Genomic DNA, 17,264 nt, shown 5'->3' with positions numbered 1-17,264 from the left:
CGGGTAGCGGGGGTTAAGGGCGCATCGGTAATGCTTAATACTGATGTCTGACGACCGGCGACTGACGACAGAAATGGGGTGTAGTCTTTGTTCGACTTGGCCGTGATCGGAGGCGGGCCGGCCGGCTACGCGGCCGCCGTGCGGGCCGCCCAAAAAGGGGCGAGGGTGGCCCTCATCGAGAGTGACCGCCTCGGCGGTACGTGCCTGAACCGGGGGTGTATCCCCACCAAGGCCCTCCTGCAGACGGCGGAAATATATGCGGCGGTGCGCCGGGCCTCCGCCTTCGGGGTCAAGGTTTCCGGCGTCGAGCTCGATTACGGGGCCGCGGTAGACCGCAAGGACGTGGTCGTCGACGGGCTCGTCAAGGGCCTGGAACAGCTGATGAAGGCCCGGCGCGTCGAGGTCCTGGCGGGCCGGGGCGAAATCCTGCAGCCGGGGCGGGTCAGGGTGGCCGGCCCCGGCGGGGCGCGGGAGATAGAGGCTGGCCGGCTGATCATCGCCACCGGTTCCAGGGCGGTCGCTCCGCCGGTTCCTGGGATCGGCTCCCCGCTGGTCCTGGACAGCAACCGGGGGCTCGCCGTCCGTGACGTGCCGCCTTCGCTGGCCGTCATCGGGGGCGGCGTTATCGGCATTGAGATGGCTACGCTTTTCGCCGGCTTGGGGTCGAGCGTAACGGTTGTCGAGGTGCTGCCGGAAATCCTTCCGGGGGTCGACCGGGAACTGAAGCAGCGGCTGGCGCTCCTGTTGAAGCGGTCGGGTATCGCCATCAGGGTTTCGACGCGGGTGGCCGAGGTTTGGGAAACGGATGAAGGCCGGGTTTTGCTCCGGCTGTCGGAAACCGGCGGGAGCGAGAGTGTTCTGGAAGCGCACAGGGTGCTTCTGGCAGCAGGAAGAACGCCGAACTTCGGCGGGATCGACCTGGAGCGCCTCGGCGTCGCGCACAGCCGGGCGGGGATCAAGGTGGACCGGACAATGGCGACGAGCGTGCCCGGGATTTGGGCGGCGGGAGACGTAATCGGCGGACTCTTACTGGCTCACGTGGCGATGCACGAGGGCTTGACGGCCGCCGACAACGCTCTCGGCGGCGCCCGCGAGGCGGATTACGAAAGCGTTCCTTACTGCATCTTCTCCCGCCCGGAACTGGCCGGCGTGGGACTGACCGAAGACTGGGCCCGGGAACGGGGGGTGCCTTACGCGGTGGGCCGGTTTCCCTTCTCGGCCAACGGCAAGGCGCAGGTTCAGGGCGAGAAGGACGGCCTGGTCAAGGTGCTGGCGGGCGAGGACGGGCGGGTTCTCGGGGTGCATATCCTGGGGCCGCACGCCTCCGAGCTCATCCACGAAGGGGCCCTGGCCGTTAGGCTTGGCGCAAGGGTCGGCGACCTAGCACACATGTTGCATGCCCATCCCACTTTGTCCGAAGCACTGGGGGAAGCAGCGCACGACGTTACGGGCGAGGCCGTTCATCTTCTTCCGCGAAAAGAACGGCCCGTCTGACGCTTACCGAAGGATTAGAAGGAGGCTCTCAAGCAAATGATTATCGGCATTCCCAGGGAGATTAAGGCGCAAGAAAACCGGGTCTCGATGACCCCGGCCGGGGTCGACGCGCTGGTCAGGGCCGGCCACCGCGTCCTGATCGAGCGCGGGGCCGGCATGGGCAGCGGGTTTGGCGACGACGACTACGCGGCCGTCGGCGCAGAGCTGATGAAGGACGCAGCCCAGGTCTGGTCCGGGGCCGAGATGATCGTCAAGGTCAAGGAACCTCTGCCGCCGGAATACGGTTACTTCCGCCCCGGCTTGGTCATCTTCACCTACCTGCATCTGGCGGCTGAGCCCGAGCTTACCTGGGCCCTGATGGACAGCGAGGTCATCGCCATCGCCTACGAGACCATCCGGAGCCGAAGCGGCGGGTTGCCGCTGCTGATGCCGATGAGCGAGGTGGCCGGCCGCATGGCCGTCCAGGTGGGGGCGTCTTTCCTTGAGAAACCGCACGGAGGCAAGGGCGTCCTGCTGGGAGGCGTGACGGGCGTCCCGCCGGCCCACGTGGTGATCGTCGGCGGCGGCACGGTGGGCACCAGCGCCCTCAAACGCGCGGTGGGGATGGGCGCGCGGGTCACGGTTATCGACAACAACATCGGCCGCCTGAATTACCTCGACGATATCTTCCACGGCCGGGTCGAGACGCTGGCCTCCAACCGCTTCAACATCGCCGCCGCCGTAAAGGACGCCGATTTGCTCATCAGCGCCGTCCTCGTCCCCGGCGCGCGCGCCCCGCACCTGGTTACCGAGGACATGGTGCAGGCCATGCAGCCCGGGAGCGTAATCGTGGACGTCGCCATCGACCAGGGCGGCTCGGTGGAGACTATCGACCACCCGACGACGCATGAGAACCCTGTCTATGTCAAGCACGGCGTGGTGCACTACGCGGTGGCGAACATGCCGGGGGCCGTCCCGCGCACTTCGACCCTGGCCTTGACCAACGCGACGCTGCCCTACGTCCTGACCCTGGCGAACAAGGGCTGGCGCCGGGCGGTGCAGGAGGACCAGGGACTCGCCGGCGGGGTCAACGTGGTCGCCGGCCGCGTAACCTGTCCCGGCGTGGCTGAGGCCCACGGCCTCGCCTGTGACGCGCTCCGGGACATCCTCCAGTAGGGACTGTTTTTGAACAGCCCCCGGGTTTTTCAACAGGCCCGTAGCCCGGCGGGCGAAAATTTGTGTTGACCGTAGACTTGCCGGATATGTATAATTAAACAAAAATTCTAAAAAGAATCCGATTGCGCTGTTTTTATGAAGTACATGCAATTGCCAAGCAAGGGCGCTTGAGTTGACGAAAGGCGCAGAGCAAAGAGGCTCTTGGGAGCGGGGTTCCCGAAGAGCCCTTTTTGTGTGTGCGGGTTTTGTATACTGTCTTTTGTATACATTACATAGAGATCTTGGCTGGTTAGCGAAGCCGGATGCACGGGCGTTACGGGGCGAAGAGGCTCCTTGGCAGGTGTTTCATAAGGGGCCTTTATCACTGCAATCTAAAATCTTATTTGGGGAGGGTGTTTGGGAAAGTGCGAGGGAAGGGTAAACTGTTGGCTCTGGTATTAGTAGTTGCTTTGGTCGCGCTGTTCGCGGTCGGCTGCGGAGGCGGCGGGGACAAGAGCGGCGGCGACAAAGCCGCGCTCGAGGTCATCAAGATCGCGACCGTGTCTCCGTTATCCGGTGCTCAGGCCGGGATGGGCGAACCGATCAAGCTGGGCGCGCAGATGGCGTTGGAAGAGCGTGTGGCTGAGTTCGAGGCGTTGGGCTTTAAGCTGGAGCTTGCTCCGCAGGACGACCAGGCTGACCCCAAGGTAGGCGTGGCCGTGGCGCAGAAGATGATCACCGATAAGGACATCCTGGCCGTGGTGGGCCACCTGAATTCCGGCGTGGCTATCCCCGCTTCCGAGGTCTATGTAAAGGACAACCTATGCCAGGTCTCCCCGGCGAACACCAACCCGGCCGTTACCGACCGCCGCCTGCCGGTTGTCAACCGTATCGTCAGCCGTGACGACATCCAGGGGCCGGTCGGCGCTGAGTACGCTGTCAAGACTCTTGGTGCCAAGGCCGTTTTTGTGATCCACGACAAGACTACTTACGGCCAGGGTATCGCCGACGAGTTCAAGGCTCAGGCTGAGAAGCTCGGCGCCAAGGTTGTCGGCTACGAAGGCATCACTGCCGGTGAAAGCGACTTCAGCGCCGTTCTGAACAAGGCTGTGGCCGCGAAGCCTGACTTCATCTACTTCGGCGGGATGTATCCGGAGGGCTCGCTGTTGGCGAAGCAGGCCAAGGAAAAGGGCCTGAAGGCTTACTTCATGGGTCCGGACGGCATGTACGACCCGAAGGTTATCGAAATCGCCGGTGAGGCTGCGAAGGGCGTCTTCTGCACCTCTGTCGCCGGCGACGTGACGCTGACCGAGGCCGGCAAGGCCTGGGCTCAGAAATACCAGGAGAAGTTCGGGGCGCCTCCGGGAAGCTTTGCGGCCTATGGCTACGACGCGATGAATGTTGCCCTGGAAGGAATTAAGAAGGCCATCGAGAATAATGGTGGGAAGAAGCCTTCGCGCCAGCAGGTGTGCGAAGCTGTCCGCGCCATCCAGGGCTTCAAGGGTGTCGCCACCAACGTCAGCTTCGACGACAAGGGCGACAACAAGGACGCCAAGGTCTTCGTTTACGAATTCAAGGAACTCAAGTTCCCGGCCCCGATCGTAATGGAGATCGAAGCGGGCCAATTCTTGAAGAAGTAAGAGCTGAAGCTGGTTGTGTTGAGGAAAAGGCCGGCTTGAGTAAAGCCGGCCTTTTTTACCTTACTTTTTATGCTGTTTCGTACTGTTTTTACATTGGTTTGGGGGGAGGTCTGCAGTTCTAATTTATGCAAGAATTCTATCACGTTTTGCCGCAGATCCTGGTAGACGGGCTGACCCTTGGTTTTGTATACGCCGTCGTGGCCCTAGGCTATACAATGGTTTACGGGGTTCTGGAACTTATCAATTTTGCTCATAGTGAAGTCTTTATGGTGGGCGCGTTTGCGGGGACGGAGGTCCTGCTTTTTCTTCAAGCCATGGGTTACCTCCAGGGTCTACCCGCACCGGTCGCCCTTTTGGTTGCCTTGATAATTGCAATGGTATTAAGCGGTTTGCTTGGCGTGGCTATTGAAAGGATCGCGTACCGGCCGGTCCGGATGGCCCCACGTCTCGTGCCCTTCATTTCGGCTATCGGCGTTTCCTTTTTTCTCCAGGACGCGGTCCGTTTGGTTGAAGGACTTTGGAAGAACGCCTTTTATCTTACCGCTCCCACCCTCTTCACCTCCAATATCGCCCTCTCGGCCAACCTGAAGCTCCCTGTCAAGTCGCTTATCGTTATCCTCGCCGCCGTCGTGATGATGATCGGCCTGCACCTGTTTGTCACCCGCAGCAAGTGGGGCAAGGCCATGCGTGCCGTGGCGCAGGACAAGCCGACCTCGGCCCTTATGGCGATCAATGTCGATAGGGTTATCGCCCTGACCTTCTTTATCGGAGCGGGGCTTGGCGGGGCAGCCGGGACGCTTTTCGCCGCCCAGTATTCCCTGGTTCATCCATACGTAGGCTTTATTTTGGGCATCAAGGCCTTTACGGCCGCCGTTCTGGGCGGGATCGGCAATATCCCGGGCGCCATGCTCGGCGGTGTGCTCCTGGGGCTTCTTGAATCCTTCGGCGCTGCCTTCCTGGGGGTGGCCACCAACGGAGCCATGGGGGCTGAGTATAAGGACGTCTTTGCCTTTGTCATCCTGATCGCGGTGCTCATTTTCAAGCCGAGCGGTCTCTTAGGCGAAGCAGTGAGGGAGAAGATATAGATGCGCAAGATATCTTTGCCGGCACAGCTTCAGGACAGCCGGGCGCAGTTGGTCATGGCTTCAGCCTTTATCCTTTTCGCCAACCTGTTCTTCCTCCTTAACCCACAGTCGGCCATTGCCTTCCTGCTGTTCATGGGTTCGGTCCTGGTCCTGTACAAAATGCCCGTACCCGTCCATGTCAAGATCTTTGTCGCAGCGGTAGTGCTGGGCGTAATGATGCCGCTTATCGGGCTGGAGAACGTCTACTACCTGGACGTTGTGACCCAGGTGGGGATTTACGTGGCCCTGGCCATAGGCCTTAATATCGTCGTTGGTTTTGCGGGTTTGCTCGACCTGGGGTACGTGGCCTTCTATGCCTCAGGGGCCTATCTTTACGCTATCTTTGCCACCTCTCAGGCCAGTAACTTCATTTCCTGGGCCGATTTTCCTCTCTCAGGGATGTGGTTCTGGCCCTTCCTGTTCTTGGGGCTGATTGTGGCCGCCATCTTCGGCGTACTGCTAGGTTTCCCGGTGCTCCGCCTGCGTGGCGACTACCTGGCTATCGTTACCCTTGGGTTCGGGGAGATCATCCGCATCGTCCTCAACAACCTGGACAAGCCGGTGAACATCACCAACGGCCCGAAGGGGCTTACCCCGATTCAGCCGCCGGAACTCTTCGGTTTGGTTTTAAACCAGCCCATCCACTATTACTATCTGGTTCTCATCATCATTATCGTGACGTTGATTGTGGCCCGCCGCCTGGACAACTCGCGTATCGGCCGGGCATGGGCGGCGATCCGTGAGGACGAGCTGGCCGCACGGAGTATGGGTATCCCGCTGGTAAGGATGAAGCTGCTTGCCTTTGCCAGCGGTGCTTCGTTCGCCGGGGTTATGGGCGTGATCTTTTCGGCCAAGCAGACTTTCATCGACCCCTCCAGTTTCTCCTTTATGGAGTCCATCGGCATCCTGGCCATGGTCATCCTGGGCGGCATGGGCAGCGTTGCCGGCGCTGTGATCGGGGCGGTCGCTGTAGTGGTCTTGCAGTTACAGGTTCTCAAGGAGTTCTCCGACTTCCTGGGACAGCTCTCGCTGAAGGGGATTGTCACCATTCCTTCCCAGCTTGACCCTGCAAAGTACGAGCGGTTGATTTTCGGCGCCATTCTGGTCGCGATGTGTGTCTTTCGTCCGAAGGGCCTGCTGCCTGCTAAGCGCCAGTTGGCACTGCTTAAAGAAAGGGTTCAGAAGTTGAAAGCCAAGGGCGAAACGCGAGGTGAAGACATTGACGTTGCTTAAGGCGACGGGGGTTACCAAGCGTTTTGGAGGTCTTGTCGCTGTCGATGAGGTTGACTTCGTCCTCGAAGCGGGCCGGATTGTCAGCATTATCGGGCCGAACGGCGCCGGCAAGACGACTTTTTTCAATATGATCAGCGGCTACTACAACCCTGACCGGGGGACGATCATTTTTGACGGCCGCGACCTGAGCAGGGTAACGCCTGAAAAGGCGGCTTCCTGCGGTATCGCCCGTACCTTTCAGAACATCCGGCTGTTCCCGGAATTGATGGTAGCCGAGAATATCCTGGTGGGGATGCATCTGCACCTGCACGCCAGCCTACCCGGTATTATCTTCAACGTTCGGCGGGTGCGTGATGAGGAGCGATACGCGCTGGAAGAGGCTCTTAGCCTTCTGGAGTTTGTCGGTCTTTCGGGGCGGGAGTCTGAACTGGCTAAGAACCTGCCGTACGGAGCCCAGCGGCGCCTGGAAATCGCCAGGGCCCTGGCCGTTAAACCCAAGCTCTTGCTGCTTGACGAGCCCACGGCGGGGATGAACCCCCGGGAAACCGACGAGATGATCGAGCTTATTCTCAAGTTGAGGAACGAGCGGGGGATCACCATCCTGCTCATCGAGCACGACATGAAGGTGGTTATGGGGATCTCAGACCACATTACCGTGTTTAATTTCGGTGTGAAGATCGCGGAGGGCACTCCTGCGGAAATCAAGAACAACCCGGAGGTCGTCAAGGCCTATTTGGGTGAGGAAGCGGTGTAACTCGTCGTACGTCGTACGGGGCTGGAATGGATAACGTCCTAGGTTGTAGGAAGCAGACGGAGGAATCGCTACTAATACTCTTGGGTTTTGTAGCCGCAAATACAGGTTGTTTAAAAGCAGTATGAGGAGTCAGAAAACGAAGTCAGTTCAGTGGAATCTTAGGTTAATCCGTCCTCGTCTGACCTCTGACCTCTGACTTCTGACATCCTTTTTGAGGGGTGGCATGCGAAGTGCCGGTACTTGCTCTTTCCAACGTCGATACATACTACGGACAGATTCACGCCTTAAAAGGGGTATCCCTGGAAGTCGAGGCCGGGGAAATCGTCACCTTGATTGGCAGCAACGGCGCCGGCAAGACCACCACGCTGATGACGATTTCCGGGCTTTGCAAACCAAGGAACGGCACGATATATCTCCAGGACGAGCTGATCAGTTCCCTGCCGGCTCATGAGGTGGCGGGGAGGGGGGTAGCCCACGTGCCGGAGGGCCGCAAGATCTTTCCCCGCTTGACGGTGCAGGAAAACCTGGAAATGGGGGCCTTCCGGATCAAGGATCGGGCCTGGATTAACCGGAACCTGGAGCGGGTCTATACACTTTTCCCCCGCCTTGAAGAACGCCGGAAGCAAAAGGGCGGCACCTTGAGCGGCGGCGAACAGCAGATGCTGGCTATCGCGCGAGCGCTGATGAGCGAGCCGACCATCCTGCTGCTGGACGAGCCGTCGATGGGCCTGGCCCCCGTCCTGGTCGATTACATCTTTACCGTGATCAAGGACCTGAACGCCCAGGGGATGACGATCCTGCTTGTTGAGCAGAACGCCCGCAAGGCCCTGCACATCGCGCACCGCGGCTACGTCCTGCAGACGGGGAAGATGGTCCTGTCGGGTACGGGGGAAGAACTGCTTAACAACGCGATGGTCAAGGAAGCGTACCTTGGATAAGTCATCGGTCGCCGGACGCGAGGGAATTCGCCGGGCGCATTCACCGAGTTTTTCCAGGGGCCGGGCTGTTGAATAATGCTATTGACAGTGCCGGTAACCGGTATAATAGAATAGTTAGTAATTAGAATGAAAAGATCCATCAAGATACAGTGTTGTATCAAAGCCGATGAAGGCGCCTGTCTTGGGGCGTCTTCTCTTTTTTGGAGGTACGGGCAAAACCCGTATCTCGAATGAGGGGGTGAGTTACATAAAAAATCTGTGAGCGTCTTGCTGCAGCAGGTTGGACGCAGGTATCCAGGAAGCCCTGGCAAGCACGGGATCAACGGAGCGACCGGCACCGGTAGATTTTACCGGGGGGCATGGATGGGTTCGACTTTGCTTAGTCTGTATCACCTGAGCAAGTGACCATCGAGCGGTCACCCGGGCAATGATGCCCCGCGGAGAGAATAAGCACTCTCCTTAGGGGCCTTTTTCATTGTTGAATGAGGAAGGGAGAGTTAGTAAAATGTCAGGGTTTCTTAGATGGTTGCGTCTTGTAATAACGGCAGGCATCCTTCTTTTGGCCGCGCCCGCCGCTGCGTGGGCGGCGGGAGACGCGCCGGCCGTGGATACCGGCGACACGGCCTTTGTCCTGGTTTCGGCCGCGCTGGTCATGCTGATGGTTCCCGGCGTCGCCGTCTTTTACGGCGGCATGGTCGGAAGGATCAACGTTTTGAACACGATTATGCTGAGCTTCATCACCCTCTGCATCGTTTCGGTGCAGTGGGTGCTCTTCGGATATTCCCTGGCCTTTGGGCCCGATGTTTCGCACATCATCGGCTCCTTCGACTGGCTTGGATTGAACGGGGTGACCCAGGCTCCCAATCCGGATTACGCCGGAACGATCCCGCACCAGACTTTTATGGTCTTCCAGTTGATGTTCGCGGCTATCACCCCGGCCGTCATGATCGGGGCTTTTTCCGAAAGGATGCGTTTTAGTGCTTTCCTTTTATTTCTTATTCTTTGGACGACGATTGTCTATGACCCCCTGGCCCACTGGGTCTGGGGTCTCGGCGGCTGGCTGCGCGGCCTAGGTGTCGTCGACTTTGCGGGTGGCATGGTAGTACATATCGCCTGCGGTGTGGGCGGGCTGGTGACCGCCCTGGTTCTTGGGAAGCGTAAAGGGTACGGAACAAGACCCTTGCCGCCGCACAACCTGCCCCTGACCGTTCTGGGCGCCGGGCTGCTGTGGTTCGGGTGGTTCGGCTTCAACGCCGGCAGCGCGCTGGAAGCAAGCGGCCTGGCCACGAACGCCTTCGTGGTGACGAATACCGCGGCCAGCGCGGGAGCCCTGGCCTGGGTGCTGACGGAATGGCTTCGCCAGGGCAAGCCGACGATCTTTGGCGCGGTCAGCGGTTGTATCGCCGGCCTGGGATCGATTACCCCGGCGGCGGGTTTTGTTGCCCCGGGACCGGCGGTGATCATCGGGCTGGTGGGCGGCGTGGCCTGTTACTTCGCTGTCAGCGTCGTGAAGAGGGCTCTTGGCTACGACGATTCGCTGGACGCCTTTGGGATTCACGGTATCGCGGGCACCTGGGGTTCGTTGTCCGTCGGCCTCTTTGCCACCACCGCGGTGAACGGGGCGGGGGTCAACGGTCTTTTTTACGGCAACGCGGCCCAACTGGGCGCGCAGGCGATCGGTGTTCTTGCGACCTGGGCCTTCGTCGGCCTGGCAACCTTCCTCGTTCTCAAACTGGTTGGCCTGTTCATGCCTCTTCGCGTCACCGAAGAGGAGGAGGAAACCGGTCTGGATCTTACCCAGCACGGGGAAAGCGGTTATTCGGACGATTTTGGTTTTGGCTCGGTGTCCAACGGATCGCTGATGGGCCTGGCGCCCCTCACGACGATGTTGCCGAAATAAACAACGGACTGTCGCCAAGCGGAAAAGAAGACCGCGTTGTCGCATTCGGCGTGGAGGCGGGGGAAAAAATCTTCTCCTGCCTTCACTTTTTATTTAGAATTAAATTAAAAGGGGAGATGAGCATAATGGATGGCAAAGGGTATTTTGGCGAAGAGTTAGTCGAGAAACTGGCTGAAACATTGCTTGACCCCGTCAAGGAATACAGGAACGCACGCAGCGACGAAGGGATATCCGAATTTTGTTTCCGTGACCCGAAGTGCGTCCAGTGGTTTGAGAATTACCGAAAGGCGCTTTGCAGCCTGGAAACCAAAGAGATTACCCTGGACAGGAGTTTGTACTGGATTCTCATCACCCGGGCCAAGATAGAAGTGATCGCGGCGATCGGGGGCATCGACTTGATGGGCAGGGTATGTGACAAACTTGAAGAACACCCCGAGAACAAGAAATATCATTTTGCTTCGGCGTTCAACGCGCTTGCTTCCGGAATTTGCGGGTGGTCCGTCTAAGGGCTTGCTGTTTAACAGGGTTTTTTGATCCGGCCGTCGATTGAGGCGGCTTTTACGTTTTTGGGGAAATGTCCTTTTCGTTGATAAGTATTGTTCCGGCGGGTAGAATAAGCTTAAAATTTACCAGATTGAGGAGGGGCCGGAATGAGCATGGTTTTCTGCGGGATTGTGCCCCATCCCCCCATCATGGTACCCGAGGTAGGGCGTGAAGAAAGCGCAAAAGTTGAGGCCACTCAGGACGCGCTGCTCGAGCTTGGGCGCAGGATCAAGGCCAGCGGCGCGGAAACGCTGGTGATGATCTCGCCGCACGGGCCGGTCTTCGGCGACGCCATCGGCATTAACGTAGAGGAAAGAGCCGCGGGCGACCTGGCGAGGTTCGGGGCCCCCCAGGTCTACATGGACGAGCCCGCCGACCTGGAACTGGCCGCCGGGATCAAATCCCGCGGCAAAGACTTCAGGCTCCTGATCGTCGAGGTCAACGACCGGCTGGCCAGGAACTATCCCGGGCGGGTCAGCACGGAGATGGACCACGGTATCGTCGTCCCCATGTACTGGATCAAGCGGTCGGGATGGGAAGGACGGTTCCTGGCCGTATCGATAGGGCTCCTTCCCTACCACCAGCTTTATTCCTTCGGCATCGCCGTCCGCCGCGCCGCGGAGGCGCTGGGCAGGAAGGTCGCCCTGGTAGCCAGCGGAGACCTCTCCCACCGGCTGACGGTCGATGCGCCGGCGGGTTTCAGCCCGCGGGGGAAGGTTTTTGACGCGGAGATTGTCCGCATTTTCCGGGAGAACAACCTGCGGGCCGTTTTTGAACTGAGCGACGATTTGTGCGAGGAAGCCGGGGAGTGCGGCCTGCGTCCCATCATCATGATGCTGGGGGCGCTGGACGGGTACCAGTCGCGCAGCGAGGTCCTTTCTTACGAGGGCCCCTTCGGGGTGGGTTACATGGTGGCCGGCCTTGAGCCGGGGCCGAAGGACGAACGGAGGGCCATCCTCGCGGACCTGCTTAAGGTGAGGGAGGAGAAGGTGAAGGTCCGCCGCGCCAACGAGAGCTACCTCGTCCGCATCGCCCGCCAGACGCTGGAGAACTGGGTGCGGGGCATCGACAAGCGGCCCGACCCGGGAGAGGTTCCGCCCGAATTCCGGCGCCCCGCCGGCGTCTTCGTGTCCGTCAAGAAGGGCGGCGCCCTGCGGGGCTGCATCGGGACAGTTAAACCCGCGACCCCTTCCATCGTCGAGGAGGTTATGGAGAACGCCGTTTCAGCCGGCGCCAGGGACCCCCGTTTCTACCCTGTCCGCGCGGACGAACTGGACGAGCTCGAATACTCCGTCGATGTCTTGGGCGAGCCCGAAAAGGTCGACAGCCTCGACGACCTGGACCCCAAGAGGTACGGGGTCATCGTCCGGGGCAGGGGGCGCTCGGGGCTCCTGCTGCCCGACCTGGAAGGCATCGACACGCCCGAGGAACAGGTGCGCATCGCCAAGGAGAAGGCGGGCCTGGGCCCCGACGACGAGGTGGCGCTCGAACGCTTCACCGTGACGCGCTACAAATAATGCTCAAGGCGCGGTCATTTCCGGTTGAATTTGTTGCCTATGTACCTTATAGAACCTTGTTTCTGAGCGCGTCACGGGCACTGTGCGCTGAGCACTGGGCTCTGAGAATAGCACTGAGCGCTGGGCAATGAGCACTGAGGTTTGTAATGAAAGGGATTCAGCTTGCTGAATCCCCTCAAATAATCCCAACGCACAACGCACAACGCCGGCACCGGAGGTGCTTTATGAGGCACGCCGAGTTTTACGAAGGCCGCGACGACAACAAGGTTTCCTGTCTCCTGTGCCCCAACCGGTGCGTGATCGCCCCCGGCAAGACCGGGGTCTGCAGGGTGCGCCGCAACGTTGACGGCAAGCTGGTCGCCGCCAACTACGGCATGGTCACCTCCTTCGCCATGGACCCCATTGAAAAGAAGCCCCTGTACCAGTTCTACCCGGGCCACTGGATCCTTTCGGTCGGCACCATGGGCTGCAACCTGCATTGCCGTTTTTGTCAGAACTGGGAGATCGCGCACGGGGAGCCGCACGGCACTCAGGTCTCTCCCGAACAGATCGTCGAGGTGGCGGCGGAGGAGCGCTCCCGCCACTGCGTCGGGGTGGCCTTCACTTACTCGGAACCCTCGGTATGGTACGAGTTCGTTTACGATACCGCGGTCTTGAGCCGTGAGGCCGGCCTCAAGAACGTCCTGGTGACCAACGGCTACCTGGAGGCCGAACCGCTCGACAAGCTCCTGCCTTATGTCGACGCGATGAACATCGACGTCAAGGCCTTCACCGACGACTACTACCGCAAAGTCTGCGCCGGCTTCCTGCAACCCGTGAAAAGAACGGTGGAGACCGCCGCGAAGCGCTGTCACGTCGAACTGACGACTCTTCTCGTCACCGGGCTGAACGACAGCCCGGAGGAAGTAGAGGAACTTGTCTCCTGGATAGCCTCGGTCGACCCCGACATCCCCCTGCACTTTTCGCGTTACTTCCCCAACTACCGCATGGACCTCCCGCCGACACCGGAAAAAACCATGCGCCGCGCCTGGGAAATCGCCCGGAGCAAGCTGAACTACGTTTACATCGGCAACATGCGGGACGGGAAGGCCAATGACACCTACTGTCCCAACTGCAAAGAGACGGTCATTAAAAGAGAGGGATATCTCGTTACCGATGTCAATCTCAAGGGCGGGGAATGCGCGTTCTGCGGGTACGCGTTGAAAATCGAGGGCGAGGCCCGCACGAACTGTACGCTCGTATAAAAAGAAACACGGGGCCACTTTGGTATTGCATAATTATACAGATGATCGTATAATTATAAGCATTATTTCTAAAACTTTACGGTTAAATCTGCAATTCCCGAACGGCCCCGCACTCAACTAAAGAGAGCCAAGTTGCAGGTGGATCTGACTATCTGCGTCTCGAAGATTAGCGGTTAGCTTTAAATGTAATGGGTCTTCGAGTTGAGTGCAGGGGAGCCCAACTGCCGACTACCGCTCAATCCGTTAGGGTTGAGCTAAAAGGGATGTGTGTTTGCAATGGTCAACGTCGGTATCGTCGGCGCGACCGGGTACACCGGCGCGGAACTCGTCAGGATCTTCCTCGCGCATCCCGGCGTCCGCCTTGTCGGCCTCACCTCGCGCACTTACAAAGGACAGCCGTACAGCGGCGTTTACCCGCACCTGGCGGCGCACGTTGAACACCAGTGCGAAGAACTGGACCTTGACAAGTTAGTTGAAAAGTCGGACGTCATCTTCACCGCCCTCCCTCACGGGCACGCCATGGCCGTCGCCCGAGCGGTCGTCGGCCGGGGCAAGAAACTGATCGACTTGGGCGCCGACTTCCGCCTTACGGACGGGGGTGTCTACGAGCAGTGGTACAAGGTGCCGCACACCGAGCGCGGAATCCTGGCCGCGGCCGTTTACGGGCTCCCGGAGGTCAACCGGGCCAAAATCGCCGGGGCGCAGGTCGTGGCCAACCCCGGCTGTTACCCGACGGCGTCGATCCTCGCTCTGGCCCCGGCGCTCAAAGCCGGCCTTGTCGACAAGCGCAGCATCGTCATCGACGCCAAGTCGGGGGTTTCCGGCGCCGGACGCGGGCTTTCGCTGCGGGTCCACTTTGCGGAAGTGAACGAGAACTTCCAGGCCTACAACGTGGGGATTCACCGCCACACCCCGGAGATCGAGCAGGAGCTTTCCCTCCTGGCCGGCGAAGATTTGACGGTTTCCTTCACCCCGCATCTCGTGCCTATGACCAGGGGCATCCTTGCCACCGTCTACTTCAACCTGGCCCGCGATGTCGATACCGCCGGCTTGTATGAAGTCTACCGTGAATTTTACCGCGGCGAGCCCTTCATCCGCGTCCTGCCGCCCGGCGTGCTGCCGCAGACCAAGGCCGTCACCGGCTCCAACCATTGCGACGTCGGGATCGTCGCCGACCCCCGTACCGGCCGGGCCGTGGTCCTCTCGGTGATCGACAACCTGATCAAGGGCGCTTCGGGGCAGGCCGTGCAGAACATGAACCTCATGTTCGGCTTTCCCGAGACGGAAGGGCTCGACCGCCCCGGTCTTTATCCATAGAAGGAAGTCGGAGGTCAGAGGCCAGAAGTCAGAACAGATGAAGAAATCGCCAAATAAAGAGGTCGGAGGTCAGAGGTCTGAGGTCTAAAAGAGGCCGGAGGTCAGACCTCATTTTTGGGAGGATAGGACTGTGAGTGACTTTGTGTTTGTCGGGGGCGGTGTAACTGCTCCCGCGGGTTTCCGGGCCAGCGGGGTCAGCGCCGGCATCAAGAAGAGCAAGAAGGACCTGGCCCTCCTGGTGTCGGACGTCCCGGCCGGCGTGGCCGGCGTCTTCACCACCAACCAGGTCAAAGCTGCGCCGCTGCTCGTGACGATGCCCCGCGTGGCCTCCGGGAAGGCGCAGGCCATCATCATTAACAGCGGCAACGCCAACGCCTGCAACGGCCGGGAAGGCTTGGACGACGCGCGCGTTATGGGAAGCTTGTGCGCCCGGGCCCTCGGGCTGCCGGAGGAGATGGTCCTGGTAAGCTCGACGGGTGTTATCGGTCAACGCCTGCCCATGGACAGGATCGCCTCCGGGATACCGCTGGCTGTAGCCGAACTGAGGACCACGGGCGGCACCGCCGCCGCCGAGGCGATCATGACCACCGATACCGTCCCCAAACAGGCCGCGGTTTCCTTCACGCTGGGCGGCGCGAGGGTGACGCTGGGGGGCATGGCCAAGGGTTCGGGCATGATCCATCCGAATATGGCCACGATGCTTGCCTTCGTCACGACTGACGCGGCCGTCGCGCCGGGAGCCTTACAGCGCGCCGTGCGTAACGCCGTCGAGGTTTCTTTCAACATGATCAGCGTGGACGGGGATACCAGCACCAACGACATGCTCGTGGTGATGGCCAACGGCCTGGCCGGCAACGAACCCCTGGAACCGGGCTCCGCGGGCTACGCCGTCTTCCAGCGGGCCCTGGACGAGGTCTGCATCAGGCTGGCCAAGGCCATCGCCCGCGACGGCGAGGGGGCGACGACCCTGCTGGAGGTCCGCGTCGTAGGCGCGCCCACGGCGAGGGACGCCCGGCTGGCGGCCCGCGCGATTTGTTCATCCAATCTCGTCAAGGCCGCTGTCTTCGGCCGGGACGCCAACTGGGGCCGGATCGTCTGCGCGGCAGGATATTCGGGCGCCAGGTTCGACCCCGATGACTTCGATGTCTATCTGGGAGACCTGCCCGTCGCGGTCGGGGGCCGGGCCCTGGTTTTCGACGAGGCCCGCGCCAGCGCGATCTTGGCGGGCGACCCGGTGGTCGTCACCGTTGATTTCAAGCAGGGCGACGGGTCGGCTGTAGCCTGGGGCTGTGATCTTTCCTATGATTATGTTAAGATAAACGCATCGTACCGGACGTAACGGTCATCGGTCGTCGGACATCAGAGGTCTGACTCGACGCTTCTGACTTCCGACCTCATGCTTCTGATTTCTTTTTTTTGGGAGGCTATGTGATGCGCACGGCGCTGGAAAAGGCGGGCATCTTGGTTGAAGCTCTGCCCTACATCAAGAAGTTCTGGGGGAAGATCGTCGTCGTCAAGTACGGCGGCCACGCCATGCTCAATGACGAACTTAAGGAAGCAGTCCTCACCGACATCGTCCTGATGAAGTTCGTCGGGATGAACCCCGTGATTGTGCACGGCGGAGGTCCCGATATCACCGGGATGATCAGGAAAGTCGGTTTGGAATCGACCTTTGTCAACGGTATGCGGGTCACCGACAAGGCCACTATGGAAATAGTCGAGATGGTCCTGGTGGGCAAGATCAACAAGTCCATCGTCGCCGCCATCAACCGCCTCGGCGGGAAGGCGATAGGGCTGTGCGGCAAGGACGGCAACCTTTTTAAGGCGGTTAAAAAGAAAGTTTTCGTTGAACAGGAAGACGGCGGCACGCAAGAGGTTGACCTCGGTTTTGTCGGGGAGATCGCCCGCGTGAACCCCGAAATCGTCGCCACCGCTTTCCGGGAGGGTTACATCCCGGTAATCGCTCCCACGGCCGTGGGGGATGACAACGAAAGCTACAATATCAACGCCGACAGCGTGGCCGGCCGCCTTGCCGCCGCGCTGGGCGCGGATAAGCTCGTCATTCTCACCGACGTGGAAGGCATCCTGGCCGACAGGGAGGACCCCGCTTCCCTCATTTCAACCCTGAAAGTAAGTGAAGTGCCCATTCTCAAGGAACGGGGCGTGATTTCGGGCGGGATGATCCCCAAGATCGACTGCTGCGTCGACGCCATCACGGGAGGCGTAAGGCAGGCCCACATCCTCGACGGCCGTATCCCTCACTCGATCCTGCTGGAGGTGTTTACGGACGAAGGCGTCGGCACCATGGTCTTGCCAGACCAGCACTGTGCACTGGGTACTGAGCGCTGAGAATAGCAGTGGGCGCTGAGCACTGGGCACTGGGATTAATCTAGGAAAGGGATTCGGTTACACCGAATCCCATCCTA

14 protein-coding genes are annotated in these 17,264 nt (G+C 60.2%); all 14 read left to right on the top strand.

Going from position 1 to position 17,264, the window contains the following annotated elements:
- Positions 1-87: 87 nt before the first annotated feature.
- The 14 genes from lpdA to argB all read left to right on the top strand — a co-directional run bounded on the left by lpdA (position 88) and on the right by argB (position 17,187).
- Complete coding sequence (lpdA, locus tag ACUM6F_RS00840; RefSeq protein WP_445348082.1) at positions 88-1,494, top strand: dihydrolipoyl dehydrogenase; 1,407 nt, start codon at positions 88-90, stop codon at positions 1,492-1,494.
- Positions 1,495-1,530: 36 nt separating this feature from the next.
- A complete protein-coding gene (gene ald / locus ACUM6F_RS00835) occupies positions 1,531-2,649 on the top strand; it encodes an alanine dehydrogenase (protein WP_445348081.1) in 1,119 nt (372 codons plus the stop codon).
- Positions 2,650-3,074: 425 nt separating this feature from the next.
- On the top strand, positions 3,075-4,268 hold the full coding sequence (locus ACUM6F_RS00830) for a branched-chain amino acid ABC transporter substrate-binding protein (RefSeq protein WP_445348080.1): 1,194 nt from the start codon (positions 3,075-3,077) through the stop codon (positions 4,266-4,268).
- A gap of 125 nt (positions 4,269-4,393) precedes the next feature.
- The gene (locus tag ACUM6F_RS00825) at positions 4,394-5,353 is read left to right on the top strand and encodes a branched-chain amino acid ABC transporter permease (RefSeq protein WP_425620317.1); all 960 of its coding nucleotides are present in this window, start codon (positions 4,394-4,396) and stop codon (positions 5,351-5,353) included.
- A complete protein-coding gene (locus ACUM6F_RS00820) occupies positions 5,354-6,625 on the top strand; it encodes an ABC transporter permease subunit (protein WP_445348079.1) in 1,272 nt (423 codons plus the stop codon).
- Positions 6,612-7,379 (top strand): ABC transporter ATP-binding protein, encoded by a 768-nt coding sequence (locus ACUM6F_RS00815; protein WP_445348078.1) that lies wholly within the window; start codon positions 6,612-6,614, stop codon positions 7,377-7,379. Before ACUM6F_RS00820 ends, ACUM6F_RS00815 begins: the two co-directional genes overlap by 14 nt.
- Before the next feature lie 230 nt (positions 7,380-7,609).
- Positions 7,610-8,317 (top strand): ABC transporter ATP-binding protein, encoded by a 708-nt coding sequence (locus ACUM6F_RS00810; RefSeq protein ID WP_425620314.1) that lies wholly within the window; start codon positions 7,610-7,612, stop codon positions 8,315-8,317.
- Between the two features lie 526 nt (positions 8,318-8,843).
- The gene (locus ACUM6F_RS00805; RefSeq protein ID WP_445348077.1) at positions 8,844-10,217 is read left to right on the top strand and encodes an ammonium transporter; all 1,374 of its coding nucleotides are present in this window, start codon (positions 8,844-8,846) and stop codon (positions 10,215-10,217) included.
- Between the two features lie 125 nt (positions 10,218-10,342).
- Positions 10,343-10,723, top strand: coding sequence for a hypothetical protein (locus ACUM6F_RS00800; protein ID WP_445348076.1), 381 nt, complete (start codon positions 10,343-10,345; stop codon positions 10,721-10,723).
- Positions 10,724-10,867: 144 nt separating this feature from the next.
- Positions 10,868-12,277, top strand: a complete 1,410-nt coding sequence (amrA, locus tag ACUM6F_RS00795; RefSeq protein WP_445348075.1) for an AmmeMemoRadiSam system protein A — start codon at positions 10,868-10,870, stop codon at positions 12,275-12,277.
- A gap of 224 nt (positions 12,278-12,501) precedes the next feature.
- Positions 12,502-13,521: an AmmeMemoRadiSam system radical SAM enzyme gene (amrS, locus tag ACUM6F_RS00790; RefSeq protein ID WP_425620310.1), complete on the top strand. Its 1,020-nt coding sequence runs from the start codon at positions 12,502-12,504 to the stop codon at positions 13,519-13,521.
- Positions 13,522-13,797: 276 nt separating this feature from the next.
- Positions 13,798-14,838: an N-acetyl-gamma-glutamyl-phosphate reductase gene (gene argC / locus ACUM6F_RS00785; RefSeq protein WP_425620309.1), complete on the top strand. Its 1,041-nt coding sequence runs from the start codon at positions 13,798-13,800 to the stop codon at positions 14,836-14,838.
- 130 nt (positions 14,839-14,968) lie between these two features.
- Positions 14,969-16,177: a bifunctional glutamate N-acetyltransferase/amino-acid acetyltransferase ArgJ gene (argJ, locus tag ACUM6F_RS00780; RefSeq protein WP_445348074.1), complete on the top strand. Its 1,209-nt coding sequence runs from the start codon at positions 14,969-14,971 to the stop codon at positions 16,175-16,177.
- Between the two features lie 92 nt (positions 16,178-16,269).
- Entirely contained in the window at positions 16,270-17,187 is a 918-nt protein-coding gene (argB, locus tag ACUM6F_RS00775; protein ID WP_425620307.1) for an acetylglutamate kinase, read from the top strand.
- The last annotated feature ends 77 nt before the right edge of the window (positions 17,188-17,264 follow it).

Source organism: Desulforudis sp. DRI-14 (genome assembly GCF_052618305.1).
This window is presented reverse-complemented; position numbering and strand designations above follow the sequence as displayed.